The 25,895-nt window shown below is 71.1% G+C and carries 21 protein-coding genes; 7 read left to right on the plus strand and 14 right to left on the minus strand.

Features of this window, described 5'->3' with window-relative positions:
* Positions 1–8: 8 nt before the first annotated feature.
* The 5 genes from ACWDUM_RS03890 to ACWDUM_RS03910 form a co-directional block, all read right to left on the minus strand.
* Positions 9–401, minus strand: a complete 393-nt coding sequence (locus tag ACWDUM_RS03890) for a thiol-disulfide oxidoreductase DCC family protein (protein ID WP_450132947.1) — start codon at positions 399–401, stop codon at positions 9–11.
* 21 nt (positions 402–422) lie between these two features.
* Positions 423–737: an antitoxin gene (locus tag ACWDUM_RS03895; protein ID WP_450132948.1), complete on the minus strand. Its 315-nt coding sequence runs from the start codon at positions 735–737 to the stop codon at positions 423–425.
* Between the two features lie 122 nt (positions 738–859).
* Positions 860–3,334 (minus strand): cation-translocating P-type ATPase, encoded by a 2,475-nt coding sequence (locus tag ACWDUM_RS03900; RefSeq protein WP_450132949.1) that lies wholly within the window; start codon positions 3,332–3,334, stop codon positions 860–862.
* A gap of 10 nt (positions 3,335–3,344) precedes the next feature.
* Positions 3,345–4,460: an MBL fold metallo-hydrolase gene (locus ACWDUM_RS03905; protein WP_450132950.1), complete on the minus strand. Its 1,116-nt coding sequence runs from the start codon at positions 4,458–4,460 to the stop codon at positions 3,345–3,347.
* Between the two features lies 1 nt (position 4,461).
* The gene (locus tag ACWDUM_RS03910; RefSeq protein ID WP_450113371.1) at positions 4,462–5,193 is read right to left on the minus strand and encodes an enoyl-CoA hydratase; all 732 of its coding nucleotides are present in this window, start codon (positions 5,191–5,193) and stop codon (positions 4,462–4,464) included.
* A gap of 39 nt (positions 5,194–5,232) precedes the next feature.
* Here ACWDUM_RS03910 and ACWDUM_RS03915 point away from each other — a divergent pair, with 39 nt between their 5' ends.
* Positions 5,233–6,342, plus strand: a complete 1,110-nt coding sequence (locus ACWDUM_RS03915) for an NAD(P)-binding domain-containing protein (RefSeq protein WP_450132951.1) — start codon at positions 5,233–5,235, stop codon at positions 6,340–6,342.
* A gap of 120 nt (positions 6,343–6,462) precedes the next feature.
* On the opposite strand, the gene ACWDUM_RS03920 is transcribed toward ACWDUM_RS03915, so the two are convergent.
* Entirely contained in the window at positions 6,463–7,134 is a 672-nt protein-coding gene (locus tag ACWDUM_RS03920; protein ID WP_450132952.1) for a hemerythrin domain-containing protein, read from the minus strand.
* A 113-nt stretch (positions 7,135–7,247) separates the two neighbouring features.
* On the opposite strand from ACWDUM_RS03920, the gene ACWDUM_RS03925 reads away from it, so the two are divergent.
* Positions 7,248–10,544: a BTAD domain-containing putative transcriptional regulator gene (locus tag ACWDUM_RS03925; protein ID WP_450132953.1), complete on the plus strand. Its 3,297-nt coding sequence runs from the start codon at positions 7,248–7,250 to the stop codon at positions 10,542–10,544.
* Positions 10,545–10,566: 22 nt separating this feature from the next.
* Positions 10,567–12,681, plus strand: coding sequence for an MMPL family transporter (locus tag ACWDUM_RS03930; RefSeq protein WP_450132954.1), 2,115 nt, complete (start codon positions 10,567–10,569; stop codon positions 12,679–12,681).
* Here the strand turns inward: ACWDUM_RS03930 and ACWDUM_RS03935 are convergent.
* The 3 genes from ACWDUM_RS03935 to ACWDUM_RS03945 form a co-directional block, all read right to left on the minus strand.
* Complete coding sequence (locus tag ACWDUM_RS03935; protein ID WP_450132955.1) at positions 12,629–13,528, minus strand: helix-turn-helix domain-containing protein; 900 nt, start codon at positions 13,526–13,528, stop codon at positions 12,629–12,631. The two genes, ACWDUM_RS03930 and ACWDUM_RS03935, sit on opposite strands and share 53 nt — an antisense overlap.
* A gap of 157 nt (positions 13,529–13,685) precedes the next feature.
* Positions 13,686–14,798, minus strand: a complete 1,113-nt coding sequence (locus ACWDUM_RS03940; RefSeq protein WP_450132956.1) for a hypothetical protein — start codon at positions 14,796–14,798, stop codon at positions 13,686–13,688.
* A 187-nt stretch (positions 14,799–14,985) separates the two neighbouring features.
* Positions 14,986–15,834, minus strand: a complete 849-nt coding sequence (locus tag ACWDUM_RS03945; RefSeq protein ID WP_450132957.1) for an aldo/keto reductase — start codon at positions 15,832–15,834, stop codon at positions 14,986–14,988.
* Between the two features lie 203 nt (positions 15,835–16,037).
* Between ACWDUM_RS03945 and ACWDUM_RS03950 the strand changes: the two genes are divergently transcribed.
* Positions 16,038–17,678: an ABC-F family ATP-binding cassette domain-containing protein gene (locus ACWDUM_RS03950; RefSeq protein WP_450132958.1), complete on the plus strand. Its 1,641-nt coding sequence runs from the start codon at positions 16,038–16,040 to the stop codon at positions 17,676–17,678.
* Here the strand turns inward: ACWDUM_RS03950 and ACWDUM_RS03955 are convergent.
* From ACWDUM_RS03955 to ACWDUM_RS03975, 5 genes are all read right to left on the minus strand, one after another.
* Positions 17,665–19,239, minus strand: a complete 1,575-nt coding sequence (locus ACWDUM_RS03955) for an MDR family MFS transporter (RefSeq protein WP_450132959.1) — start codon at positions 19,237–19,239, stop codon at positions 17,665–17,667. The two genes, ACWDUM_RS03950 and ACWDUM_RS03955, sit on opposite strands and share 14 nt — an antisense overlap.
* Before the next feature lie 257 nt (positions 19,240–19,496).
* Positions 19,497–20,687, minus strand: a complete 1,191-nt coding sequence (locus tag ACWDUM_RS03960; protein ID WP_450132960.1) for a sensor histidine kinase — start codon at positions 20,685–20,687, stop codon at positions 19,497–19,499.
* A 207-nt stretch (positions 20,688–20,894) separates the two neighbouring features.
* The gene (locus tag ACWDUM_RS03965; protein WP_450132961.1) at positions 20,895–22,088 is read right to left on the minus strand and encodes a Dyp-type peroxidase; all 1,194 of its coding nucleotides are present in this window, start codon (positions 22,086–22,088) and stop codon (positions 20,895–20,897) included.
* Positions 22,081–22,596 (minus strand): copper chaperone PCu(A)C, encoded by a 516-nt coding sequence (locus ACWDUM_RS03970; RefSeq protein ID WP_450132962.1) that lies wholly within the window; start codon positions 22,594–22,596, stop codon positions 22,081–22,083. Before ACWDUM_RS03970 ends, ACWDUM_RS03965 begins: the two co-directional genes overlap by 8 nt.
* A 98-nt stretch (positions 22,597–22,694) precedes the next feature.
* Positions 22,695–23,234 (minus strand): hypothetical protein, encoded by a 540-nt coding sequence (locus tag ACWDUM_RS03975; RefSeq protein ID WP_450132963.1) that lies wholly within the window; start codon positions 23,232–23,234, stop codon positions 22,695–22,697.
* 99 nt (positions 23,235–23,333) lie between these two features.
* On the opposite strand from ACWDUM_RS03975, the gene ACWDUM_RS03980 reads away from it, so the two are divergent.
* The 3 genes from ACWDUM_RS03980 to ACWDUM_RS03990 all read left to right on the plus strand — a co-directional run bounded on the left by ACWDUM_RS03980 (position 23,334) and on the right by ACWDUM_RS03990 (position 25,871).
* Entirely contained in the window at positions 23,334–23,624 is a 291-nt protein-coding gene (locus ACWDUM_RS03980; protein ID WP_450132964.1) for a helix-turn-helix transcriptional regulator, read from the plus strand.
* 73 nt (positions 23,625–23,697) lie between these two features.
* Positions 23,698–24,645 carry an ABC transporter ATP-binding protein gene (locus ACWDUM_RS03985; RefSeq protein WP_450133321.1) on the plus strand — a complete coding sequence of 316 codons (948 nt, stop codon included), beginning with the start codon at positions 23,698–23,700 and terminating at the stop codon, positions 24,643–24,645.
* The gene (locus tag ACWDUM_RS03990; protein WP_450132965.1) at positions 24,642–25,871 is read left to right on the plus strand and encodes an ABC transporter permease; all 1,230 of its coding nucleotides are present in this window, start codon (positions 24,642–24,644) and stop codon (positions 25,869–25,871) included. The genes ACWDUM_RS03985 and ACWDUM_RS03990 overlap by 4 nt, the downstream gene beginning before the upstream one ends.
* Positions 25,872–25,895 lie beyond the last annotated feature (24 nt).

The following is a 25,895-nucleotide window of genomic DNA, read 5'->3' on the forward strand; positions in this document are numbered from 1 at the left end:
GATCGGCGTCAGCCGAGCGCGCAGCTCCCGCCCCGCCCGGGCAGCCTGTGGCGGTTCCGTGCGACGATCCGGTACAGCACGTCCTGTAACTGGCGGATGACTGGAATCGCATACACGCGCAAGGGAAGTCGGCTGCCGAGAATCCCCGACAGGGCGGCGTTGACGGCGCCGGCTCCGTGATGCCGCTCACCGCGCCAGTCCAGCGCCCAGGCCTGCTCGAGGGCCTGATCGAGGCTGACCCCGAAGTGGTCGACCGCGCCCGGCGCCTGCAGCGGTGTCGCGGTGACCCGACCGCGGCGGTCCAGCCGGCCGAGCCACCCGACGCACCACACACAGAAGCCGCAATCCCGATCGAACATCAGCTCCACGCGGCGGTCCGCGGTGGGTGTGCGGTCGGACATTGCGGCTCCTGTGCGGAATGACTACTTGCCGTCGACGGCGTCCTTGACCTTGTCAGCAGCATCCGCGGCGGCGTCCTTGACGTCCGCGGCAGCGTCCTGCACCGCGTCCTTGGCGTCCGCGGCGGCGTCCTTGACCTCGTCGACCGGGTCGCTGTCCGGGAGGATCTTCTTGGCGGCGTCCTGCACCTTGTCGACGTGCTCGGCGAACTTGCCGCCCGTCTTCTCGTCGATGAAGTCGCCGGCCTTCTCGACCGCGTCCTCGATCTTGTCGGCGTTGTCGGCGACGAGCTGCTTACCCTTGTCGACGAGATCCTTGACCTTGTCCTCGAAGCCCATGCCGTCTCCTCTCAGTGCACAGAGCACACACCCAGCTGCCGGGGGTCACTCCCCCGCGTTCCCCCATTTTCACAGGTGTGCCGTTTGTTTGCCACGACATCGATCCTCCCGGCGTGGCGCGGTCAGTCCGCCGACCGGCTGGGGGTCTCCGGCAGTGAGAACAGCCGCCGATGTTCCCCGTGCAGACGTCCCGAGACCCACCAGCCGATTTCGACCAGAACGATGCCCACCGCACCGCACACGAACGCGGTGGTGGTCGCCGCGACGTTCGACGGGTCGAGCTTGAAGAACTCGCGGGCGAAGGGAATCGAGAACAAGATCACATACCCGGCGGCGGATCCGGCGATGAGCACGATCTTCCACCACACGTACGGGCGGGCCACGATCGCCAGCACCCACAGCGCGATCATGATCAACGTGATCAGCGCCGTCGTGCCCGCCTGCACCTGCTGCGTCTCGGTCTGCTCGGGGCCGGCGTAGACGAGGGCGTAGGACACGAACGTGGCGATGCCGATGACCAGTCCCGACGGGATCGCGAACCGCATCACCCGGGGGACGAAGCCGGTGCGCGCCCGCTCGTTGTTCGGCGCGAGGGACAGGATGAACGCCGGGATGCCGATCGTGAACCACGCCGCGATGGTCACGTGCCGCGGCAGGAACGGGTAGGGCATCGGATCGAAGGCGAACAGCTGTGCGGCGACCCCGGACAGGCCGACGAGCAGCGCCAGCAACACCGAGTACACCGTCTTGGTCAGGAACAGCTGCGAGACCCGCTCGATGTTGCCGATCACCCGGCGGCCCTCGCCGACGACGTGGGGCAACGTGGCGAAGCTGTTGTCCAGCAACACGATCTGCGCGACGGCTCGGGTGGCGGGGCTGCCCGATCCCATCGAGACGCCGATGTCGGCGTCCTTGAGCGCGAGCACGTCGTTGACGCCGTCGCCGGTCATCGCGACGGTGTGCCCGCGCGACTGCAGAGCCCCGACCATCGCCCGCTTCTGGTCCGGGCGCACCCGGCCGAACGTGGTCGAGGAGTCGAGCACGTCGGCGAGCGCCTCACGGTCCTCCGGCAGCTCGCGGGCGTCGACGGCCCGGTCCCCGCCGGGCAGCCCGAGGGACCCGGCGACCGCGCCGACGGAGACCGCGTTGTCGCCGGAGATGACCTTGACCTCGACCTTCTGCTCGGCGAAGTACGCGAGCGTGTCGGCCGCGTCGGGCCGGACCCGCTGCTCGAGCACCACCAGCGCCCGCGGGGTGACCCGGCCGGGCGCCGCCGCGTCGTCCACCGGCAGGTCGCTCTCGCCGAGCAGCAGCACCCGCAGCCCGGTGGCCCCGATCGACTCCGCGGTGCGGGCCGCCTCCGACTCGGGGTCGAGCAGCACGTCGGGCGCGCCCAGTACCCAGTTCCCGTTGTCGCTGTAGGAGTTTCCGCTCCACTTCTTCGCCGACGAGAACGGCGCGACCGCGGTCTGGGTCCAGCCCGGGTCGTGGTCGAACGCCTCGGCGATCGCCTGCACGCTCGCGTTCGGCCGCGGGTCGTCGGCCGCCTGCGCGGCCAGCGCGTTCTCCAACCGGGCCTTGGCGCCGCCCGGTTCGTCGGCGGTGAGCAGCCGCAGTTCGGACAGCCGCATGCCGTTCTCGGTGAGGGTGCCGGTCTTGTCCGCGCACACCACGTCCACCCGGGCCAGGCCCTCGATGGCAGGCAGTTCCTGCACCAGGCACTGCCTGCGGCCGAGCCGGATGACACCGACCGCGAACGCCAGCGACGTCATCAGCACCAGGCCCTCGGGCACCATCGGGACCAACGCGGCGACCATGCCGCTCAGGGCCTCTCCCAGGTTCTGCTCGCTGACGAACAGCTGGTTGTAGATGATCAGCGCACCCGCCGGGATCATCATGTACGTGATGACCTTGAGGATCTTGTCGACGCCGCTGCGCAGCTCCGAGTGGACCAGGGTGAACTTGCTGGCCTCCTCCGCGAGCTTGGCGGCGTAGGCGTCCCGGCCCACCTTGGTCGCCCGGTAGGCGCCGCTGCCGGACGCCACGAAGCTGCCCGAGAGCACCTGATCGCCGGGCCGCTTGTGCACCGGGTCGGCCTCGCCGGTCAGCAACGACTCGTCGATTTCGAGCAGCTCCCCCTCGACGACCGTGCCGTCGACCACCACCTGGTCGCCGGCGCCGAGTTCGATGATGTCGTCGAGGACGACGTCGCTCGGCGCGACCGCCGAGGCGGTGCCGTCGCGGCGGACGACCGGCCGCGACTGGCTGACGATCGCCAGTTTGTCGAGGGTGCGCTTCGCGCGGGTCTCCTGGATGATGCCGATCGCGCTGTTCGCGATGATCAGCAACCCGAACATGCCGTCGATGATCGATCCGGTCGCCAGCACGATCACCAGCAGGACACCGAGGATGGCGTTGATCCGGGTGAACACGTTGGCCCGGACGATCTCCCGGACCGAGCGGCTGGCGCGACCAGGCACATCGTTGGTCCTGCCGTCCGCGCGGCGCTGCGCCACCTCGGCGGCGGTCAGTCCGGTCCGAACGTCCACCTCGGTGGGCGGGAGGGTCCCGACAGCGCGGGTCTCGTCGTTGGCCATGCCAGTCAGGTTATGCCAGCCTGAGCCACCAGTGACGTTGGGTGCTCGGGCGGAGCACGTCGATTCGCTGGCCGGGCATCGGCACCCGGACGGTGGTGCCGAGCGGCTCGGCCGCGGCGAGCAGCCGGGTGATCGGCTCCGCCCACGGGTGGAACGCCAGGTTGAACGTCGCCCAGTGCACCGGCACCAGCACTCCGGCCGCGGCGTCCCCGAGGCCGAGGTCGGCGTGCATGCGCACCGCTTCCTCCGGGTTCATGTGCACGTCCGGCCAGTGCTCGTCGTACGCCCCGACCGGCAGCAGCGTCAGATCGAACGGGCCGTGCCGGTCCCCGATCTCCGCGAACCGCGGCGTGTAACCGGTGTCGCCGCCGAAGAACACGCTGTGACTCGGCCCCCGCACCGCCCACGACGACCACAGGGTGGTGTTGCGCCGCAGGCCGCGCCCGGAGAAGTGCCGCGCCTCGGTGCAGGTGAGGACCAGCTCGCCGACGGTCGTCTGCTCGTCCCAGTCGAGTTCGACGATCCGCTCCTCGGGCACCCGCCAGTGCCGCAGGTGCGCCCCGATTCCCTTGGGCACCACGAAGGGTGCGTCCTGGGTGCGCAGCAGCGCGGTGACCGTGGCCTTGTCGAGATGGTCGTAGTGGTCGTGTGAGATGAGCACAGCGTCCACCCGCGGCAGCGCCGCGACGTCCACCGGCGTCGGGTGCAACCGGGCCGGGCCGAACACGGTGGACGGCGAAACCCGTTGGCTCCACACCGGATCGGTCAGCACCCGGTACCCGTCGATCTCGACCAGAGCGCTCGCGTGGCCGTACCAGGTGACGGCGAGTTCCGCGGCCTCGGCGGGGGCCAGGGGCGTCGCGAGCGGGATCGGGCGACGAGGGCGGCCGAGCCCGCGTCGCGTCAGCACCGACGACAGCAGGCTCGACTCGTCGCCTCGGACGATCTGGGTGCCGGGGTCGGTGTTGTGAAATCGGTTGTCCCGGTAGCGCGACGAGCCGGTCGCCCGCGGTGTGATCGCCGCGACCGAGGCACCGATCTGTCCGGGGACCCCCCACGCCGCGCGCCCGAGCGCCGCGGCACCGACTGCCGCGAGCGTCGCGACGACCGCTCCCCGCGCCCGCACCTCAGCGCCCCCGGAAGGTGGGAGTGCGCTTCTCCTGCCGGGCCCGCGACGCCTCGAGCATGTCCTCGCTCGACCACGCGGCGTGCAGCGCCTCGAGCTGCTCCGGTGTCGGTTCGTCCTGGGTGCCATCGTCATTGAGCACGAGCTTGAGGTGCCGCAGCGACAGCGGCGCCAGCGCGGAGATCCGCTTGGCCCAGTCCTGCGCGACCGTCAGGTCGCCGATCTTGTTCGCCAGACCGAAGTTGTAGGCGTCGTCGGCACCGATCTGTTCCGCGCCGAGCAGGACGGTCCGGGCCGGTCCACCACCGACGAGGGACACCAGGCGCCGGACGGTCCACGAATCCACGGAGATGCCGAGCTTCACGGCCGGCACCGCGAAGAACGCATCCGGCGCGACCACCCGCAGATCGGACGCGAGCGCCAACTGGGTGCCCGCGCCGACGGCGGGACCGTTGATCGCGGCGATCACCGGGATCGGCGCCGAGTCGACGGTGTGCAGCATCTCCAGGAGCGTGTCGGTGAAACCGTCCGCGTACACGTCGCCGGACAGGTCGGCGCCCGCGCAGAACGCGCTGCCCTGGCCGGTCAGCACGATCACCCGCGCGCCGTCGCCGACCGCCTCGTCGACGGCGTCCCGCAGAAGCACGCACAGTTCGGTGTTGAGCGCGTTCCGTCGTTCCTCGCGCTGCAACTCCAGGGTCACCACGTCGCCGTCCCGGCTGGTCCCGATCATGATGGTGACCGTACCGTTTTGACCTGGGAGGTTGCCAGCATGCTCGAGTCCGTGGATGTCGCGGTGATCGGCGCGGGCCAGTCGGGGCTGTCCGCCGGCTACTACCTGCGCAAGCTGGGAGCCGACGCGGGCATCCGGTTCGTGATCCTCGACCATGCCCCCGGGCCGGGTGGCGCCTGGCAGTTCCGCTGGCCGTCACTGACCCTGAGCACCGTCAATCGGGTCCACGACCTGCCCGGCATGCCCTTCTCGGACGTACTCGACGCGTCCGCTCCCGAGCAGGTCGAGGCCGCCGAGGCGGTACCGCGGTACTACGCCGAGTACGAACGCCGGTTCGAGCTGCCGGTGCGCCGGCCCGTCCACACCCGGGTCGTGTGCGATCACGGCGATCACCGCGTCGGAGCCGCCGATGATCGCAGTGGCCCGCTGACCGTGGAGACCGACGCCGGGACCCTGACGGCGCGCGGCATCGTCAACGCCACCGGCACCTGGGAGCGGCCCTTCGTGCCGCGGTACCCGGGCGCGGAGAGGTTTCGCGGCCGGATGCTGCACACCCGCGACTACAAGAGCGCCGACGAGTTCGCCGGCAAGCACGTCCTGGTGGTCGGCGGCGGCATCTCCGCGGTGCAGCTGCTCGACGAGATCTCCCGGGTCACCGCCACGACCTGGGTGACCCGCCGGGCGCCGGAGTTCCGGGACACCCCGTTCACCGGCGACGAGGGCCGCGCCGCGGTCGCGATCGTGGAGGATCGGGTACGCCGCGGCCTGCCGCCGGGGTCGGTGGTGTCGGTGACCGGGTTGCCGCTCACTCCCGCGCTGCGGGCGGCCCGCGAGCGCGGGGCACTGGACCGGTTGCCGATGTTCTCCGAGATCACCGCCGACGGGGTGCGGTGGGCCGACGGGACCGAGCAGAAGGCCGACGTGATCCTGTGGTGCACCGGTTTTCGCAGCTCCCTCGACCATCTCGCCCCGCTGCGACTGCGCGGGCCCGGCGGTGGGATCACGATGACCGGGCGGCTCGCCACCCAGGTCGCAGCCGATCCGCGCGTGCACCTGCTCGGGTACGGCCCGTCCGCGAGCACGATCGGCGCAAACCGCGGCGGGCGCGCCGCGGCGGCGGAGCTGATCGACCACCTGACGGCAGGCTGACCCGCCCCGGCAGAACCCCGGTGCACACGGGTTCTGCGGCATGCACGCCCCTTCTGCACGCCGAACTCCCCTGTGCACGCACGAAGACCCGTGTGCACACACGTTCTGCAGCCCGGGAACTCAACTCGGGTCGACGCCGAAGATCTCCCGGTACTCCTTGGTGAAGGCCCGGTTCCCGAACAGCCGCCAGGCGAGCCGGGCCGACAGCGGCATGTCCGCGAGCAGTCGGGTGCGCTGCTCCGGCGGCGCCCCGAGCATCATGAAGCCGAGGAACACGAGCTGCCGGTTCCGTGGGATCGCGGCGCGGCCACGTTCGCCCAGCTTCTCCCACTCGGCCACCGACATGGTCTGCTCGACGAGCGGCAGGATGTGGCTCTCCTCCTCGGCGAGATGCTCGTCGAGCACTGCGACCAGCGCGGTGAGTGTGGCCGCGAGTGCCTCACCGTCGTCCGCGGCCGCAGTCTGCTCGAACCTGGCCGCGCGGGTCTGGCTGCGCTCGACCAGCTCCCCGATCCGTTCGTGCTGTTCCTCCATCCGCAGCACCAGCGCGTGATCCGTGGGCGCCCGGTCGAGCAGGAGCGGCCACATCAGCTCGTCCTCACCGGTGTGGTGATGGTGCAGTCCGGTGCACATCTCGGCATGGAAGGCGACCAGCCGGCGAGCGCGGGCGGTGTCCCCCGCAGGGACGGCACGCACCAGCTCGGGCAGCGAGCCGAACCCGCGTCGGAAGATGTTGTGGGCGAGGAGCATGTCCCCGGTGTCCGGGCGATCGGTGGTGAGGGCGGTGCTCATGGTGTCCTCCTGGGTCGGGTTCGCTGACCTCGTCACGATCACCCGCGCCACTTGCGGCCCTCTTGGCGCCGACTTGTACCGCGCCAGTACCCCGCAACCCCTACCCTTGTGCGGTGTACATACGGGTGCTCGGCTCGATGGACGCGGAGACCGGGACCGGGGTCCTCGATCTCGGCGGCCCCCGCCAGCGCGCCGTGCTCACCCTGCTGCTGATCGCCCGCGGCGCGGTCGTGTCGGTGGATCGGCTGATCGACGACCTGTGGCACGGCGAACCCCCGCCGCGGGCACTGGGCGCCCTGCAGGCGTACGTCTCGAACCTGCGTCGCGTACTCGAACCCGACCGCGCGCCCCGCACGCCGGCGGCGGTCCTGGTCAGCCGCGCGCCGGGGTACTGCCTCACGCTGGGGACCGACGACGTGGACGCCTGGCGGTTCGAGTCGCTGCTGCGGGCGGCTGACGGTGCGCCCGCACCGGATCGGCGCCGGCTGCTCGAAGAGGCGGTCGCGCTGTGGCGCGGGACGGCCCACGCCGAGTTCGCGGCCCACGACTGGGCCGCGCCGGAGGTCGCGCGGCTCGAGGAGCTGCGGCTGGTGGCGCATCAACGGCTCGCCGCGGCGATGCTCGACACCGGTGACGCGGCGGCGGCCGCGGCCGAGGCCGGCGCGCTGACCCGTACGCATCCGTTGCGCGAGGAGGGCTGGCGGCTGCTGGCATTGGCGCTGCACGCCGGCGGCAGGCAAGCCGACGCGCTGGCCGCGCTGCGCCGTGCCCGCGGGACCCTCGCCGACGAACTCGGCCTGGACCCCGGGCAGCCGTTGCAGCAACTCGAGGCGGACCTGCTCGCCCAGCGTCTGCCGCTCCCCGGCCCGCGGCGCGAACGGACCGTGGGGGTGACGGAGGAGGCGGCGGCCACGCCCGCTCCGATGCCTGCGGCGCCCGGATTCGTCGGCCGCCGAGACGAACTCGACTCCCTGCTCGCCGCGTCGCGTTCGGTCTCGGACCGGGCCCGTGTCGCCCTCGTCTCGGGTGAGGCGGGCGGCGGCAAGACCGAGTTGCTGCTGCGCCTTCGGGCGGCGCTCGACGACAGCCTGGTCCTGGTGGGGCGCTGTCCCGAAGCCGAGGGCGCCCCGCCGGCCTGGGCGTGGGTCGAGATCCTGCGTGCCCTCGTACCCGAGGTCGACCCCGGTCCCCTGGCCGCCGCCCTCGCACCGCTGCTCGACGACGCGCGGATGGCCGCCGACGAGGCCGCCTCCTCGGCGCACGGCCGGTTCCTGCTGCACCGGGCCGTCACCGACTACCTCGACCTCGCGCGGCGGGACCGACCGCTGGCGGTGTTCCTCGACGACCTCCACCGCGCCGACACCGAGACTCTCACCCTGCTGACCCGGGTCGCGGAGTCCGTGCCACTGCTGCTCGTCGTCGCGTACCGTCCGGACGAGGTGACCCCGGCACTCGAGGAGGCGCTCGCGGTGCTCGCCCCGCTGACGCCGGAACGGATCCGGCTCGGCGGTCTCGGGGCGGTGGACGCCGCGGCCCTGGTGCGGGAGGTCGCCGGGGTCGACGCCGACGATGCGACCGTCGCGGCGCTCACCGAACGCACCGGCGGAAATCCCTTCTACCTGCGCGAAAGTGCCCGACTGCTGGGCAGTGAGGGCGGACTCGTCGCAACCTCGGAGGTGCCCGCGGGGGTCCGTGACGTGCTGCGCAGGCGGTTTGCCCGGCTGCCGGAGGTGACGGTCGCGGTGCTGCGGCTGATCGCGGTGATCGGCAGGCAGGCGGACGTCGAGGTGCTGCTGCGGGCCGTGGAACTCGACGAGGAGGCAACCCTCGAAGCCGTCGAGGCGGGTGTGGTGGCAGGACTGCTCGACGAGCCGGACGCGATGACCGTGCGGTTCACCCACGCCCTCGTCCGGGACACCCTGTTCGGCGATCTGGCCCAGGTTCGCCGGGCCCGCTGGCACCTGCGGGTCGCCGAGGCCATCGAGCAGGTGCATCCGCACGACGCGCCCGCGCTTGCCCATCACTTCGGAGCCGCGTTGTCGGCGAGCACCGCGCGCCGGGCCGCGAACCACGCACTCGAGGCCGCCCGTCAGGCAGAGGCGCGCTTCGCCCACGACGCGGCGGCCGCGCACTACGAGCAGGCGCTCGCCGCAATGGACCGACTGCCGGGCGGAGGGGACGTGGACGACCGCGTCCAGGCGCTGGCCAGGCTCGGCCGCAGCCACCTCGCGGCGGGGGCGGCGCAACCGGCCCGCGACGCCCGCGACCGTGCCCTGACGGCCGCGGAGTCCGCCGCGCGGCCCGACCTCGCGGTCCTTGCCCTCACGGCCTGGGACAGTCCGACACCGTGGATCAACCGCCCCTACGGGCTGGTGGACCTGCGGGTCGTGACGGCGATCGAGCGGGCGTTGGAACTGCCCGCGCTCACGGACGAGCAACGCTGCCGGCTCCTGGTGATCCTCGTCGACGAGGTGTACGGCGAGGACGATGCCCGCACCGAGGTGGCTGGGGTCGAGGCCGAGTCACTGGCCCGCCGTCTCGGCGACCCGCATCTGCTCGGCCTTGCGCTGAACGCACGACTGGCCCTGCGGCACGGCGCGTATCCGGCGGCGATGCGGGCCGCGATCGCCGCGGAACTGATCGCGATCGGCAGCGACGACGATCTCGCGGTCTTCGCGCTGATCGGTCACTACAACACTCTGCAGATGCTCTGCGCCCGCGGTGATCTGGACTCCGCGCGCGAGCATCTGCGGCACAACGAGGCGCTCGCCGACCGGTATCGGTGGCGGCAGGCGCAGGCCACCAACGCGATGGTGCACGGCATGCTCGCGCACGCGACCGGCGACCTCGACGGCGCCGAGTCCCGCTATCTGCGCGCACACCGGGAGTTCCTGGGACACGGCGGATTCGATGCCGACGGCATCCTGCTGATGGCGCTGCTCTCGCTGCGGGTGACGCAGGGCCGGACCGGCGAGTTCGAGGTGCTGCTGGAATCGCTCGACACCGCGGCACCGGACATGCTGATCGACCCGCTGACCCTCGCGCTCGTCGCCAACGGCAAGGCAGGCAGCGCGCCCCCGCTGCGGGTGGGCATGCGGCCGGTACGGTCCGACTTCTTCCACGGACTGCTGCTCACCCTGCGGGGCGTGGCGGTGGCCGCGCTGGGATCCCGGGACGAGGCCGCCGACCTGTATCCGGCGCTGTCGGCGTATTCCGGCCAGATCGGCGGCGCCGACACCGGTTCGTTCGCGCTCGGACCGGTGGACACCGTGCTCGCCGACCTCGCGCTGCTGCTGGACCGCCCCGAGGCCGCCGGCACCCACCTGACCGCGGCGCTCGAACTCGCCGAGCGGTGCGGGTGCCCGCAGTGGATCGAGGCCGCCCGCAGCAGGCTGCAAGTCGTTCACTAGCGACCGGCGCGACGGTGGTGCCATGAGCACCTTCCTGAGTCGAATCGGATCCGCCGCCGCCGCGCACCCCTGGCGCGTCGTGTCGGCCTGGCTGGCGGTCCTCGCGATCGCCGTGACGCTCGCCGCCACGGTCGGCGGTGACCCGCACGACGACTACGACATCGAGGGGCTGGCCTCCACCCCGGGCAGTCACCTGCTCTCCGACCGGTTCCCGGAGATGTCCGGGGCCGACGCCCGGGTGGTCGTGCACTCCCCGGACGGCGCGGTCCCGACCGCCGACCTGTCCGCGCTGGGTGCGCGGCTGTCCGCCCTGCCCGGGGTCGGTGTCGTGGCGCCGCCGCGACTGTCGGCCGGCGGGGACACGGCGATCCTCGACGTGCGGTACACGGTGCCGGTCACCGACTTCGCAGGTGGCGAGGGCACCGGCGCGCTCGAGGCCGCCGCCGAGGACACCCGTGCCGCGGGCCTGCAGGTCGAGTTCGGGGGCCAGGTCCACGAGAATCAGTCGGCGCCGTCCGGGACGGCGGAGTCCATCGGCATCGGGATCGCGCTGTTGATCCTGGTGTTCGCGTTCGGCTCGGTGGTGGCGGCCGGCCTGCCACTGGCGGTGGCACTGATCGGGGTCGGGGTCGGCGGCGCGCTGATCACGGCCCTGGCCGGGTTCACCGACGTCAGCACCACCGCTCCGACGATCGCGACGATGGTCGGGATCGGTGTCGGCATCGACTACGCCCTACTGCTGGTGACCCGGTTCGCGGACGGCCTGCGGGACGGGTTGACGCCGCGGCGGGCGGCCGGGCACGCGAACGGGACCGCCGGGGTGTCGGTGCTGTTCGCCGGGTCGACGGTGCTGGTGTCGCTGTTCGGTCTCCGGCTGGCCGGGCTTCCGGTGTACTCGTCGTTCGGGTACGCGACGTTCCTCACGGTCGGCGCGGTGATGCTGGCCGCGGTGACGTTGGTCCCGGCCCTGTGCGGACTGGCCGGACATCGGGTGCTCGGCCGGCCGCGAACGCGCCGGGCCGACTCGGACACCGCGACCGCGCGCTGGGCGCACCGGGTGGGAAGCAAGCCGTGGCCGTGGGCCCTCGGCGCGCTGCTGGTGCTGCTGGCGCTGGCGGCGCCGGTCCTGCAGATGCGGACCTGGCCCCAGGACGCGGGCAGCCAGCCGTCCACCAGCACCGTCCGGGTCGCCCACGACCTGGTGGCGAGGGAGTTCGGCCCCGGCGCCAACGGCCCGCTGCTGGTGGCGTTGGATCTCGACCGCGGTGCGGACCCGGCCGCCGTGGCCGCCGTGCTGCGGGCGGACCCGGGCGTCGCGCGGGTCGACGGTCCCGTGTCGAACGCCGCGGGCACCGCGGCGGTGCTGCGGGTGGAACCGACCACCGCGCCACCGGACCCCTCGACCGCCGACACGCTGGAGCGGCTACGTGCACAGCTGCCGGAGGGCACCCACGTCACCGGACTGACCGCCCTGTTCGCGGACATCTCCCAGCGGCTCGCCGAGCGCCTGTGGCTGGTGGTCGCCGTGGTGGTCGCGTTGTCGGTGGTGTTGCTCACGGTGGTGTTCCGGGCACCGGTGGTCGCGGTGAAGGCGGCGGCGATGAACCTGCTCTCGGTGGCCGCCGCCTATGGCGTGATGGTGATGGTGTTCCAGTGGGGTTGGGGTGCAGGCATTCTCGGCCTTCCCGGAGCGGTACCGGTGTCGAGTTGGGTACCGATCCTGATGTTCACGATCCTGTTCGGCCTGTCGATGGACTACGAGGTGTTCCTGCTCTCACGGGTCCGGGAGTTCTGGCTGCGCACCGGTGACCCCCACGGCTCCGTGGTCCGGGGTCTGGCATCCACCGGCCGGGTCATCACCTGCGCCGCCGCCATCATGATCGCGGTGTTCACCGGGTTCGCACTCGACGGGGACATCACGGTGAAGATGATGGGTGTCGGATTGGCGGTGGCCGTGCTGATCGACGCGACCGTGGTGCGGATGGTGCTGGTGCCTGCCACGATGGCGCTCCTCGGACGGGCCAACTGGTGGCTGCCGCCCTGGCTGCACCGGGCGTTGCCCCGCCTCGACGTCGAGGGTGGCGTCACGGACCCGCCGCGGCCCGCCGACGCACGTCCCGCGGTGTCTCACCGGTGAGGTCGCGCACCGCGCGGCCGAACTGACTCAGGCCGGAAAACCCGCTGCGGCGCGCGATCTGCCCGATCGACAGTCCCGCCAGCGCCGGGTCGGCGAGCAGGTCGACTCCGCACCGCACCCGCCTCCTGCGGATCACGCCGTAGACCGACTGGACCTCCGACTCCATCAGTTTGTGCAGGTAGCGACTGCTGACATTGACGCCGGCGGCGACCCGTTCGACCGTGAGCGTCGGATCGGTGAAGTTCCGCTCGATGAACTCGTACACCCGGGACCGCAGGTCCGTGGCACCGTCATCGGGTCGGGCGTCGGACGGGTGCGCCGCCCTCAGCACCGCCAGAGCGAGGTCCGTGACCGCGTGCGCGATCAGCGAGGCCTGCTCCACCCGAGCCCGACTGGTGGTCAACGGTTCCAGCACTCCCGCGAGAGCCGCCACGGTCGGGGAGTCCGTCAGCACCGCTCCGGCGATCCGGCGCCGATCGACGGACCGGGACAACACGACGGACCGCGGGAGGTAGACGAAGGCCAGGTCGCTGCCGTCGGCGATGTCGAGGAACAGGGAGCACCCGAAGTCGACGCACACCGCATCGCCGGGACCTGCGTGGTGAATCACCTGATTCTGTTCCACCACAACGGAACCCGACCGCACACAGGCGACGGCGACGTAGCCGGACATGACGTCCCCGAGCTGACCGGCCCCCCGGACACCGAGGACGGCGGTCGAGCGCATCCGGTTCACCCTGATGGACCCGAGGTCCACCGAGATCATCGAGGCCGCAAAGGAACTGGGATCATCCGAACTGAAGCGACACATCCCGGACAGCATCTCGAGGCCGTCGCGTCCGACCATGCTGATTCCACCCCGGAAGCGCTCCGTCAGCGCTCCGGTGCCGCCACTGTCCAACCGCTCGATCCCCTGCCTGCCCACAGAAGTTTGCTCGACCCTAACTCGGGTCGGGCGCACACCCCGGCAACACGCCAGAGAGCAGGACCGGGACCGCCGTGGGTCAGATCACCGAGACCCCGACGAACCATCCGATGACGGCCAGCACGACCAGCAGCACACCCCCGGCGACAAACGGACCCCACGTGTTCCAGAACGTCCGGTCCCGCTCGGGCTCGGCCGCCGGAGCCGCGACGAACGCCCCGATCTCCGACGCGGCTGCGGCGGGCACCGCGGGCACGACGGCAGCCTCGGCGACCGTCTCGCCGAGCACGTCCACCACCCGCCCGGCCGCGACGTCGTCCGCACCGACCGCACGCACGATCAGTTCCGACAACTCGGCAGGCACGTCGGGGCGAACCGCACTCGGCGAGAGCGGCCGACCGTCACCGGTGTGATGCATGCCGGTGAGCAGCTCGCACAGGACGTTGCCGAGGCCGCGAACGTCGCCGCGCGCGGTCGCGTCGGCCGGTACCCCGGGAAAGGCCAGGTACGCCACGCCGTCGGCGTCGACCCGGACCCGTCCGGGGTTGTCGATCGCGACGAGGGCCCCCTCGCCGTTCGCATCCCGCACCAGCCGGGCGAGAGGAACGACGGCCGCCGCCGCATCCGCCGGTCGACCCGCCCGCACGAGCCCAAGCGCATGGCTCTGCTTCCACTGCGCGACGATCACCGCGCGGCCGTCGATCTCGAACATGTCCAGGATCGCGGCCGTCGCGTCGGACCGGATCCGGCACAGCCAGCCGGTGCGGTCGAAGAACGCCGCGGCACCGTCGGCCTCCGGGAATTCGACCACGGTCAGAGCGACGTCCCGAGCCAGGACGGTGTCACGAGCCCGCCAGTAGGCGATGTCGGTGCTTCCCCCGCAACGTTCGAGCAACCGGTAACGATCGCCCGCGAACTGGGAGCCCGGGACCAGCGCCCAGACCGGCGGACGGGTCGGGGTACGCGTCGCCGAACGGGCGGGCACGAGTGACTTGACCGGCACCCGCGCCGCACCGGCGGCCGGCACCGCACCCGACGCGTCCCTGAGCGGAGTTCCGGCGGGCGCGGCCGCCGAGACCGGGCCGGTCGACGCCGCGGTCTCCCGAGCAGCCGGCCGGGTGGACTGCGGGGTCACCGGTGCGGCCACCGGCCGGGTCACCACCTTCGAGCCGGTTTCCGTCCGCATGCTCATCCCTCCCTCATCACCGAAGCCGTGCGTCGCGCGCAGCGGTCGGCGCACGGCTCATGTCACGACTCGAATCTTCGCAGCACGAAAGACCCACCGGTCTGTCCAGTTTCTCCGGTTTCGCGGACCGTGCGGATTTCGTGGAATGCCCGTGCGCGGAAAGCCGAATCGTGATCAGAAAATACCTGCTCAACTATCCCATATCGAAGGTCGCGGGATCGCCACCGAGTCGGTTGCCGGCGTCCATGCCCGCGATGTCAGCGAGGTCGTCGCCGTCGAGTTCGAAGTCGAGCACCTCGATGTTCTGCCGAATCCGATAGGGGGTCACGGACTTCGGGATCGCGACGTTGCCCAGCTGGAGATGCCACCGCAGTGCCACCTGCGCGGTCGACCGTTGATGCTTCTCGGCGATGCGGGCGAGCGTCGGGTCGTCGAGCAGACCTCGGCCCTGACCGAGCGGCGACCACGCCTCGGTGACGATGCCGAGTTCGGCGTGCACGGCCCGCAGCTCCGGCTGCGCGAAGTCGGGGTGCAGCTCGACCTGATTGATCACCGGCACCACACCGGTGTCGTCGATGATCGTGCGCAACTGCGCCGGCTCGAAGTTGGAGACGCCGATCGACCGCACCCGCCCGTCCGCGCGCAGCTCGGTGAAGGCCCGCCAGATGGCGCGGTAGTCGTCCCGCATCGGCCGGGGCCAGTGGATCAGGTACAGGTCGAGGTAGTCGAGGCCGAGCCGGTCCAGGGAGGCGTCGAACTCGAAGAACACCGCATCGCGGGTCCACGGCTGTGCGGAGTTGTTCCACAGCTTGGTGGTGACGAACAGCTCGTCCCGCGGCACCCCGGAGTGCGCGATCGCCCGGCCCGTGCCCACCTCGTTGCCGTACACGGCGGCCGTGTCGATGCTCCGGTAGCCGATGCTCAACGCGCTGGTCACCGCCGTGTAGCTCTCGTCGTCGGGCACCTGCCACACCCCGAACCCGATCTGCGGGATCGTGTTGCCGTCATTGAGGGGGACGTTCGGTACCGAGGCAGCGGTCATGGCTCGACACAACCACGAGAGCGCTCTCGTTGTTCCCCCACCACGCGCATTCACACCCCGTGACGGTGGCCACATCGCCGGAAATCGCGGCTCCACCGTGCTCACGGCACCGCCACCGCACGTCGTGACCGTCGTCACCCTTCGACCCGGCACCGGCCTCCACCCCGTCCGGCGCGACATCGCCCCCTGAGAGACTGGCCGGCATGACCGCCACGCTGCACGCCGACGACGTCTCCGCCGCCCGCGGCGAGCGCACCCTGTTCACCGGACTCGATCTCGTGGTGGCGCCGGGAGACGTGATCGGGCTGGTCGGCGCCAACGGGGCGGGGAAGTCGACGCTGCTGTCCATCCTGTCCGGGCGCACCACCGCCGACGTGGAGGGCACCGTCACCCTCAGCCCGCCGGACGCGACGGTCGGGCACCTGGTGCAGGAGCCGGAGCGAATCCCCGGCGAGACCGTCGAGGCGTACCTGGGCCGGCGCACCGGCGTCACCGATTCCGAGACGGAGATGAACGCGGCCGCGGAGACCCTCACGGAGCCGGGAGGCGACGACCGCTACGCCCACGCACTGGAACGCTGGCTCGGGCTGGGCGGCGCCGATCTGCACGAGCGCGCAGAACAGGTACTCGACGACCTCGGGCTCACCGTCGGACTGCACGCCGAGATGACGTCCCTGTCCGGCGGGCAGGCCGCCCGCGTCGGGCTCGCCGCACTGCTGCTCTCCCGCTACGACGTGCTGCTGCTCGACGAGCCGACCAACGACCTGGACCTCGACGGCCTCGAACGCCTGGAACGGTTCGTCGCCGAGACCCGCACCGGCGTCGTGGTGGTCAGCCACGACCGGGAGTTCCTGGCGCGCACCGTGACCGGGATCGTCGAACTCGATCTCGCGCAGCAGCAGATCGCCGTGTACGACGGCGGCTACGAGTCGTACCTGACCGAACGGGCCGTCGCCCGCAGGCACGCCCGCGAACGCTACGACGAGTACGCGGACACCAAGGCCGGCCTCGAGGCCCGCGCGCAGATGCAGCGCAACTGGCTCGAGCACGGCGTCCGCAACACCCGACGCAAGGCCAAGGGCGCCGACTCGGACAAGATGGGCCGCAAGGCGCGCGCCGAGTCCACCGAGAAGCAGGCCGCGAAAGCCCGTCAGACGCAACGCCGAATCGAACGGTTGGACGTCGTCGAGGAGCCGCGCAAGGAGTGGGAACTGCGGATGGAGATCGCGGACGCACCCCGCAGCGGCGCGGTCGTGGCGACACTGACCGGCGTGGTGGTTCAACGTGAAACCTTCCGGCTCGGCCCGATCCACGCCCAGATCGACTGGGGTGACCGCATTCTCGTCACCGGACCCAACGGCTCCGGCAAGACGACGCTGCTCCGCGTCCTGCTCGGCCGACTCGCCCCCGACGAGGGCACCGCGACACTCGGTTCCGGCGTGGCGGTCGGCGAGGTGGACCAGGCCCGCGGACTGTTCGAGGGAGACCAGACCCTCGCGGCCGCGTTCGGCGCGCAGGTCCCGGACTGGCCGGACGCGGACGTGCGCACCCTGCTCGCGAAGTTCGGCCTCAAGGGCCACCACGTCCTGCGGTCGGCGAATTCCCTGTCCCCCGGCGAACGCACCCGCGCCGCGCTCGCCCTCCTCCAGGCACGCGGCGTGAACCTGCTCGTCCTCGACGAGCCGACCAACCACCTCGACCTGCCCGCCATCGAGCAGCTCGAACAGGCGATGGAGTCCTACACCGGAACCCTGCTGCTCGTCACCCACGACCGGCGGATGCTGGACACGATGCGCAGCACCCGCCGGTGGCGGATGGACGGCGGGCGGCTCAGCGAGGAGTGAGCGCGGTGGCGGCTTCGGCGTCGTCGCTGCTCGCGCGCAGCGGCACCTGCTTGATGAACACCACGAGGACGAAGCCGACCGCGACCATCGGCAGCAGCATCGTGAACACCGGGGTCAACGCGTCGTTGTAGGCGCCGACAATCAGGTCCTCGAGGGCGTCCGGCAACGCGTTGACGGCCGCGGGAGTGAGCGAGTTCGTGTCGACACCGCTCGCCGCGGTGTCGACAGGCAGCCGCTCGGTGAGCAGGTCGGTGAGCCGGCTGGTGAACAGGGCGCCGACCACCGCGCCGCCCAGGGACGCACCGATCTCGCGGAAGAAATTGTTTGCCGCGGTCGCCGTGCCGACGACCCTGTCCGGAAACGAGTTCTGCACGATCAGGACGAGGATCTGCATGGCGAAGCCTATACCCGCGCCGAGAACGAACAGGTAGGTCAGCAGCAACGCCAGCGGGGTGGACGGGGAGAGCGTCGACAACAGCAGGAAGCCGATGGCGAGGACGATCATGCCGACGATCGGCATCCACTTGTACCTGCCGGTGCGGGAGGCGATGGCGCCGCTGGTCACCGACGTGACCATCAGGCCCACGACCATCGGGAGCAGGAGCAGGCCGGACACCGTGGCGCTCACGCCGGTGACCATCTGAAGGTAGGTCGGCATGTAGGAGATCGCGCCGAACATGGCAATGCCGACGAACAGTCCGGCGGTCGTGGCGAGCACGAAGTTCCGGCTCTTGAACAGTGCGAGCGGGATGATCGGCTCGTCCGCCTTGTACTCGGCGAGCACGAACAGTGCCCAGAACACGACCGTGGTGACGATCAGGCCGATGATCAGCGGTGAGTCCCACTCGTGTTCGGTGCCGCCCCACGAGGTGACGAGGATCAGCGACGTGACCGCGACGGCCATCGTGAGGATGCCCCAGACGTCGAGCCTGACCTTCACATCGTGCTTGGGAAGTTTCAGGAAGATCGCAGCGCATGCGATCGCAGCGATACCGAGCGGGATGTTGATCCAGAACGCCCATCGCCAGCCGATGCTCTCGGTGAACCAGCCGCCGAGCAGCGGTCCTGCGACGGCGGAGACACCGAACACGGCACCCATGGCGCCCATGTACTTCGACCGTTCCCGCACCGGAACGACGTCGGCGATGATGGCCTGCGCCAGGATCATCAGTCCGCCGCCGCCGAGGCCCTGCACGGCGCGCCCGACGATCAGCCATGTCATGTCGGCTGCCAGCCCGCCGATGATCGAGCCGATCAGGAACAGGATCAGCGCGCCGATGAATATGGACTTGCGGCCCACCAGGTCGCCGAGCTTGCCGTAGATCGGCATCATGACGGTCGCGGCGACGAGATATGCGGTGGTGACCCACAGCATGTGATCGACGCCGTTCAGTTCACCGACGATCGTCGGCAGTGCGGTCGCGAAGATCGTCTGGTCGAGCGACGCGAGGAGCATCGCGACGAGCAGCCCGGCGAACACCGCGCCGATGTGCCCCTTGCGTGCGGTGTCCCCGACCGGGCCACCGCTGCCGTGCCCGGCGGTCAGGCTGTCCGTTGTCATGGCCACGAGTCTGCTCGGTGCAGCGTGCCGCGTCGTCCCGCCACCGGGGGATTTTCACGTACCGCGGACGCGGTATCCGCGACGTGGCCGAGTTCTTCCGGGAACGCCGAATCCCGGATCGAGATAGGTCGATTCGCGGATGGACCGGCCCGCGATCACTGGGCCGCGACGACGAGCTGCGCGCGGTCGTGGGCGTGGAGCCCGGTCACGACGCGCTTCACGTGGGTCTCGGCGGTGGGCGGGGTCCGGCCCGGTGGTCACGGGCGATCTTCCGGGGCGGCGGGTCGGTCGTCGACAGTGTCCACCGGATCGACGGGTTCGACGGGCAACTCCGCGACGAGAATCCAGGTACCGATCCCGTCGAGTCCGTAGGACAGTGTTCCGCGCACCGACTCCACCCGTTCACCCATGCCGATCAGGCCCTGCCTCGTACCGGGCGCGGCACGCGCCGCACCGTCCGGCGCGGTCGGGTTGGTCACGGTGATGCGCAGCGAACGGGGCAGGTACTCGACGAGCACGTCGGCTTCGCGTCCGGTGCCGTGTTTGTGAGCGTTCGTGAGCGCTTCCTGGATCACCCGCAGCGCGGTGACGTCGACAGTGGGGGGCAGTTCGTACCGATCTCCGTCGATCCGGACCGTGACATCCACTCCGTGACCGGCGAATTCGCGTACGACGTCGTCGAGTTGGGACAGGCCCGCGGGACCGGCTGCAGCGGCGGCGGGGTCCCTCAGCGTGGCCATCAGGTCGCCGATCTCGGTCAGGGCGGCGCGCGAGGCGCGACGAATGACGGTCAGTGACCGCTCGGCATCGAGGGGCCGGTCGCGCAGGGCCGACGAGGCGACGCCGGCGTGCAGGTTTATCACCGAGATCTGATGCGCGACAACATCGTGCAGGTCCCGTGCGATCGCCAGACGGGCCTCGGCGACCCGCTGACGGGCGAGTGCTTCGCGCGTGCGCTCGGCGCGTTCCGCTCGCTCGGTGATCGATGTGACGTAGTCGCGTTGGGTGCGGACCGCATCGCCAACGGCGCCTCCGAGCAGGACGGTCAGAACGTTCTGGAAGCCGTTGTACCCGTCGACCGTGACCGCGACGAGCATGACGGCGGCGACGCCGACGGCGATCAGCACGCCTCGGGGACGGGACACCCGTACCGTCGCGGCGTAGACCGCGATTGCCGTGGCCGTGGCGATGCCGGGATTGAACAGGTCGAGCGGAACACTCACGACGACGAGAGCGACCAGGGCGGGCAGCACCACGAACGGGGCGCGATGCCGGGCGAGCAGGATCACAACCACGGCGACGTCCAGGGCCATCACGGGTGGGGACCAGACGAACCCGTCACCGGGGCGGGGCGCAAGCGTGCCCGAAACCAGCACCACGACTGCGACGGCGAGATGCCCGATCCAGTGCATCGTCGGACGACCCGACGGAGTGTGAATGCGCGCCACTGCGTCTCCTCTCGGTTGCCGGATCGTCGACTATCGCCGACGCCGGGTCACCGGGCGTCCCCCGACAGGATGGACTTCCATACCGCAACCGCGGTATCCACGTGCCCACCCGAGCGGAATTCTTCCAGAAGGGAAGACGCGGATGCCCGCGCCGGTGGGTGCCGGGCCTCATGCCCGGCACCCACCGGCCGCGGTTGAAGTGGCGGCTCAGCCGATGCCGAGCAGCGACTGCCCCAGGTACTCCCCCTCCCGGCAGCCGGGCAGGATCGCGAAGACCGCGGACCCGACGGGGGTGGACCAGGTGTTGAACAGGTCCGCGTCCGCCAGCCGTTGCTGCACCGGGACGAACTGGGTGACCGGATCCGCCTGGTACGAGACGAAGATCAGCCCGGAGTCGGACACGTCCTCCCCCGCCGGCGCCTCGTCGTAGTTGTACGAGCGACGGTGCATCCGTTCCGCGGTGTCCGCCGATCGGGCGAGGGCGATGTGCGAGTTCGGGGCGATCACCGTCAGGCCGCCCGGTCCCCGCGCGGTGAAGTCCGGCTCGTCGTGCTCGGCGTCCCCGGTCAGGGGTGCGCCGTCGGACAGCCTGCGTCCCATGACGATCTCGCGTCCCGGACGGTCCAGTTCGTCCCACGCGTCGAGGTCGAGCCGAATCCGGCGGATCACCACCGACGTGCCTCCCGCCAGTGACGACCCGTCGGTGATCCACACCAGGTCGTCGAAGTCGGCGGTGCCTGCCCGCGGATTGACAGTGCCGTCCACCTGTCCCATCAGGTTCCGCATCGTGGTGCCGTCGGGTTCGCTGCCACGGGCCCGGCGGAAACCGCGCTGTGTCCACCGGACCGTCGCGACCGAACGGGCACCCTTGAGCAGAACACGTTGGGCGTGCGCGAGGGCCACGGGATCGTCGGAGCCGAGCTGCAACAGCAGGTCCCCGTCGCTCCACCTCGGGTCGAGCCGGTCGATCCCGAACGGCGGCAACGGCGCCAGCCACGCGGGCCGACGCTCCTCGATCGCCGCGGCCGCGAACGCACCCGGCCCGAACCCGACGGTGACGGTCAGCCGGGCGGGCACCGTCGCCAGGTCGGGTTCGGTGTCCGCCAGGGCAGGACGGCCCGCCGCCAGGCGCACGGCGTCGTCGGTCCACACCCTCATCAGGCGGATCAGCGCCTCCCGATCCACGTCGGGCCGCAGGTCCAGCCCGACGAAAACGGCGTGCGCGGGCGGCGCGGTGGCGATCCCCGACTGATGCTCACCGTGGAACGGCACGGTCGCGGCGACGGGTGTCTCGGCCCGGACCGCTGCGGTGCCCAGTCCCACCGCGGCCCCGCCCACCGCGGCCCCGCCGAGCGCGACGGCGCCGACTCCGAGCAGTCGGCGCCGGCTCAGCTCAGCCACCGTGCTGCTCCGAGTACTCCTCCTTCGCCCCGGTGAAATCGCGGACCTGGGCCTCGATCTCGGCGGTGCTGCCGTCCGAGAAGGTCAGGGTCAGCGGCAGTCGGGTGCCGGCGCGGACGGGGGCGGTCAGGTCGAACAGCATGATGTGCTCGCCGCCGGGTTCGAGCACCTGCTCACCGCGCGCGGGGATCTCGAACCCGCCCTCCTTCTCCCGCATCGACATCGAGCCGGCGCCGTCGGACGCCATCTCGTGCAGCTCCACCCGCGGCGAGACCGCGGTGTCGACCGAGGTGAGCGTGACCGGGGAGCCGGAGCTGTTGGCCAGGGTGCCGAACACCGCGGTCATGCCGGTGTCCGCGGCCTTCGCCCAGGCGTCGGTGACGCTCACCGCGGCCGCCGCGGATGTGGCCGATTCGGAGTCGGAGGAGCAGCCCAGCAGGGCCGCGCCCATCGTGAACGCGACGCTGCCGGCGAGCAGGGTCCGACGAAAACGGTTCTTCGTCATCATGATTCGGTTGTCCTTCGCTGAAGATCGAGGGGCGCGCACGCGCGCGCCGAAGTGACGTGCCGACCGGGTCGTCGGCACGCAGGGGTGGTCTCTGAGGATCAGACGAGGACTGGAGGACCGCGACGCGGCAGGCCCGTGCGGCAGAACATCTCGGCGAGCGGCCTGGTCCGGACCGCGACCGGCGCGGAAACAGCAGGGCCGACGGGGTCGATCCGCGCGAGTCGAACGGCGACCACCGCTCGCAGCGCCGCCGCGGAGGCGGGGCCGATCCGCTCCGCGGCGGCGATCAGGCCCGCACAGACGAGGAGCGCGAGGCCGTGCGCGGCGAGCATCGGGCCGCCGGCCACGACCGGGTCGGCGGGATGGTGGCCACCGCCGACCGCCAGGGTCAGATGGGACAGCACCTGCCCGGTGGCGAGCACGACAGGCAGGAACGCCGTGCCCCGGCGCAGCACGGGGACGGCCGCGGTCAGGGCAGCGAGGACGGTCGCCGTCCCGACGAGCAGGACCAGCGTGGAACCCGCCGGAAGACCCCCGCCGGCCGCGCCGTGGGCCGCGACGGCCAGGGCCACGGTGGTTGCGCCGACGGCACCACCGCGCACCCGAGCGGACAGCTCGCCCCCGGCGGTGGTGCACACGCCCACAGGCTACTACATCTCGTCGTAGAACGACGGGGAGCACGACTCAGCGCATTGAGACAACTTGACGAGTTGTTGTGTTTTTTCAACACTGACGGCATGAGCCCGGTACGGCGCGGGGAGTCCCGCCCCATCTTCAACCGCATCGCCGTGCTCCGCGCGGAACGTGCCCTGAGCCGGGTGGGGTTGGCGGAGCTGATCGAGGTGAACCCGCAGACCGTCGGCGCACTCGAACGGGGCGACCACTACCCAAGCCTCGACCTGGCGATGCGGATCTGCGACGTCTTCGAACTGCCGGTCGAAGCGGTGTTCTCCAGACACCCGTTCACCCCACTCTCCACCGAGCTCTACCGGCGCGACCGAGAGGCAGGAGAGGGCCGCAGTGCCTGAACAGAATCTGATCGAGCGCTACCAGGCAGGCCGGGCGCGACGCTTCCTCGCCAACTCCGAGAAGTGGCAGTCGATGCTGCCCCAGACCCGACCCGTACCTCGACGATCGCCAGGAGGCGTTGTGAGCGGGAACACCCTTGCCATCGATCATCTTTCGAAACGCTACGGCGATGTGGTCGCCCTCGACGACCTGAGTTTCGAGGTCCACCCCGGCGAGATCTTCGGTTTCGTCGGATCCAACGGGGCCGGCAAGACCACCACGATGCGGATCGTCCTCGGCGTGCTCGCCGCCGACGCAGGCAAGGTCACACTCGGGGGCCGCCCGGTCGACCTCGAGGTGCGCCGCACCATCGGCTACATGCCCGAGGAACGGGGCCTGTACCCGAAGATGAAGGTCGGCGAGCAGCTGTCGTACCTCGCTGAACTGCACGGTCTTTCCCGATCCGCGGCCAGGACCGCGGTGACCCGGTGGACGGACCGCCTCGGCATCGCCGAGCGGCTCGGTGACACCGTCGACTCCCTGAGCCTCGGCAACCAGCAGCGGGTGCAGCTGGCCGCCGCGCTGGTGCACGACCCCGCGGTACTGGTCCTCGACGAACCGTTCTCCGGACTCGACCCGGTGGCCGTCGACGTGATGAGCGACGTGCTGGTGGAGAAGGCGAACACCGGCGTGCCGGTGGTCTTCTCGAGCCACCAGCTCGACCTGGTGCAGCGTCTGTGCCACCGCGTCGGCATCATCGCGTCGGGTCGGATGCGGGCGCTCGGGACGGTCGACGAACTGCGCGGGGGCGGCGGCACCCAACTGGTCGTGCGGGCCCCCGACGCCCCACCCGGATGGGTGGACCACCTGGCAGGCATCCGCACGCTCGAGCACCGCGACGGCCGAACCGTCCTCGAACTCGACCCCGGCGTCGACGATCAGGAAGTCCTCGCCGCCGCGCTGAAAACCGGTCCCGTGCACGAGTTCTCCCAACACCGGCCGTCCCTGACCGAACTGTTCCGAGAGGTGGTGTCCGGATGAGCGCGCCGACTCGGACTGTGGCGCAGGCCCAGGATCCGTCGCCGAGCCACGCCCGCGCCATCGCGCTGGTCGCCCGGCGCGAGTTCCGTGCGCAGACCCGCAAGAAGAGCTTCGTGGTCAGCAACCTGATCGTGCTGATCGCGATCGTCGGCGCGGTGGTGGGCTACTCGCTCTTCTCCGGCGCCGACGAACCCGACCTGGCCTCCGTGGGACTCGTCGGCGACCAGTCCCTCGGCGCCGCACTCGTGACCGCGGGCGACCAGGTCGGCACCGGCATCGAGGTCACCGCGGTCGACGACGAACAGACCGCCCGCGACCGCGTCACCTCCGGCGACCTGGACGTCGCGCTGATCCCGCGCCCGGACGGATCCGCCACCGCCGTCACCGAATCCGAGCTGGAGGCAGGCCTGCGCACCGTCCTCGACGTCGCCGTCGCCACCCGGGCCCAGCAGGAGGCCCTCGCCGCGCAGGGCGTCGACACCGCGCGGCTGGCCGCGGCCACCTCGGGTGCAGTGGTCACCGTCGACGCACTCGACCCGCCGGATCCCGAACGCGGACAGCGGGTGGCGCTGTCCGTCACGGCGGTGATCCTGCTGTACATGCAGATCCTCGGGTTCGGTATGTACGTCGCGATGGGCGTGGTCGAGGAGAAGTCGAGCCGGGTGGTCGAACTGCTGCTCTCGACGCTGCGGCCTCTGCAGTTGCTCTGGGGCAAGATCATCGGCATCGGCGCGGTCGGCCTGGTGCAGTTGACCGCGTACGGCGTCGTGGGGGTCGCCGCGGGCCTGGCGACCGGACTGCTCACCGTCACCGGCACCGCGCTGGCGGTGTTCGCGTCCACCCTCGGATGGTTCGTGCTCGGCTTCGCCTTCTTCGCGGTGCTGTATGCGGCGGCCGGGTCGATGGTGTCCAGGCAGGAGGACGTCAACTCCACTGCCATGCCCCTGATGCTGCTGATCATGGCGATGTTCTTCACCGCCTTCTCCGCCGTCGGCAACCCCGACGGCACCCTGAGCAACGTGCTGAGCTGGATTCCACCGTTCTCCGCGATCCTGATGCCGCTGCGGATCGCGGCCGGGGTGGCCGGCCCGGGGCAGGTGATCGGCACCGTCGCGATCATGCTGGCCGCCACCGTCGGTGCCTCGCTGATCGCGGCGAAGATCTACCAGCGCTCGATCCTGCGGGTCGGCAAGACGGTCTCCTGGCGGGAGGCATTCGGGCGGTGAACGGCCCGGGCTCCGCCGGCCGGC

Source organism: Rhodococcus sp. NPDC003322 (assembly GCF_053589555.1).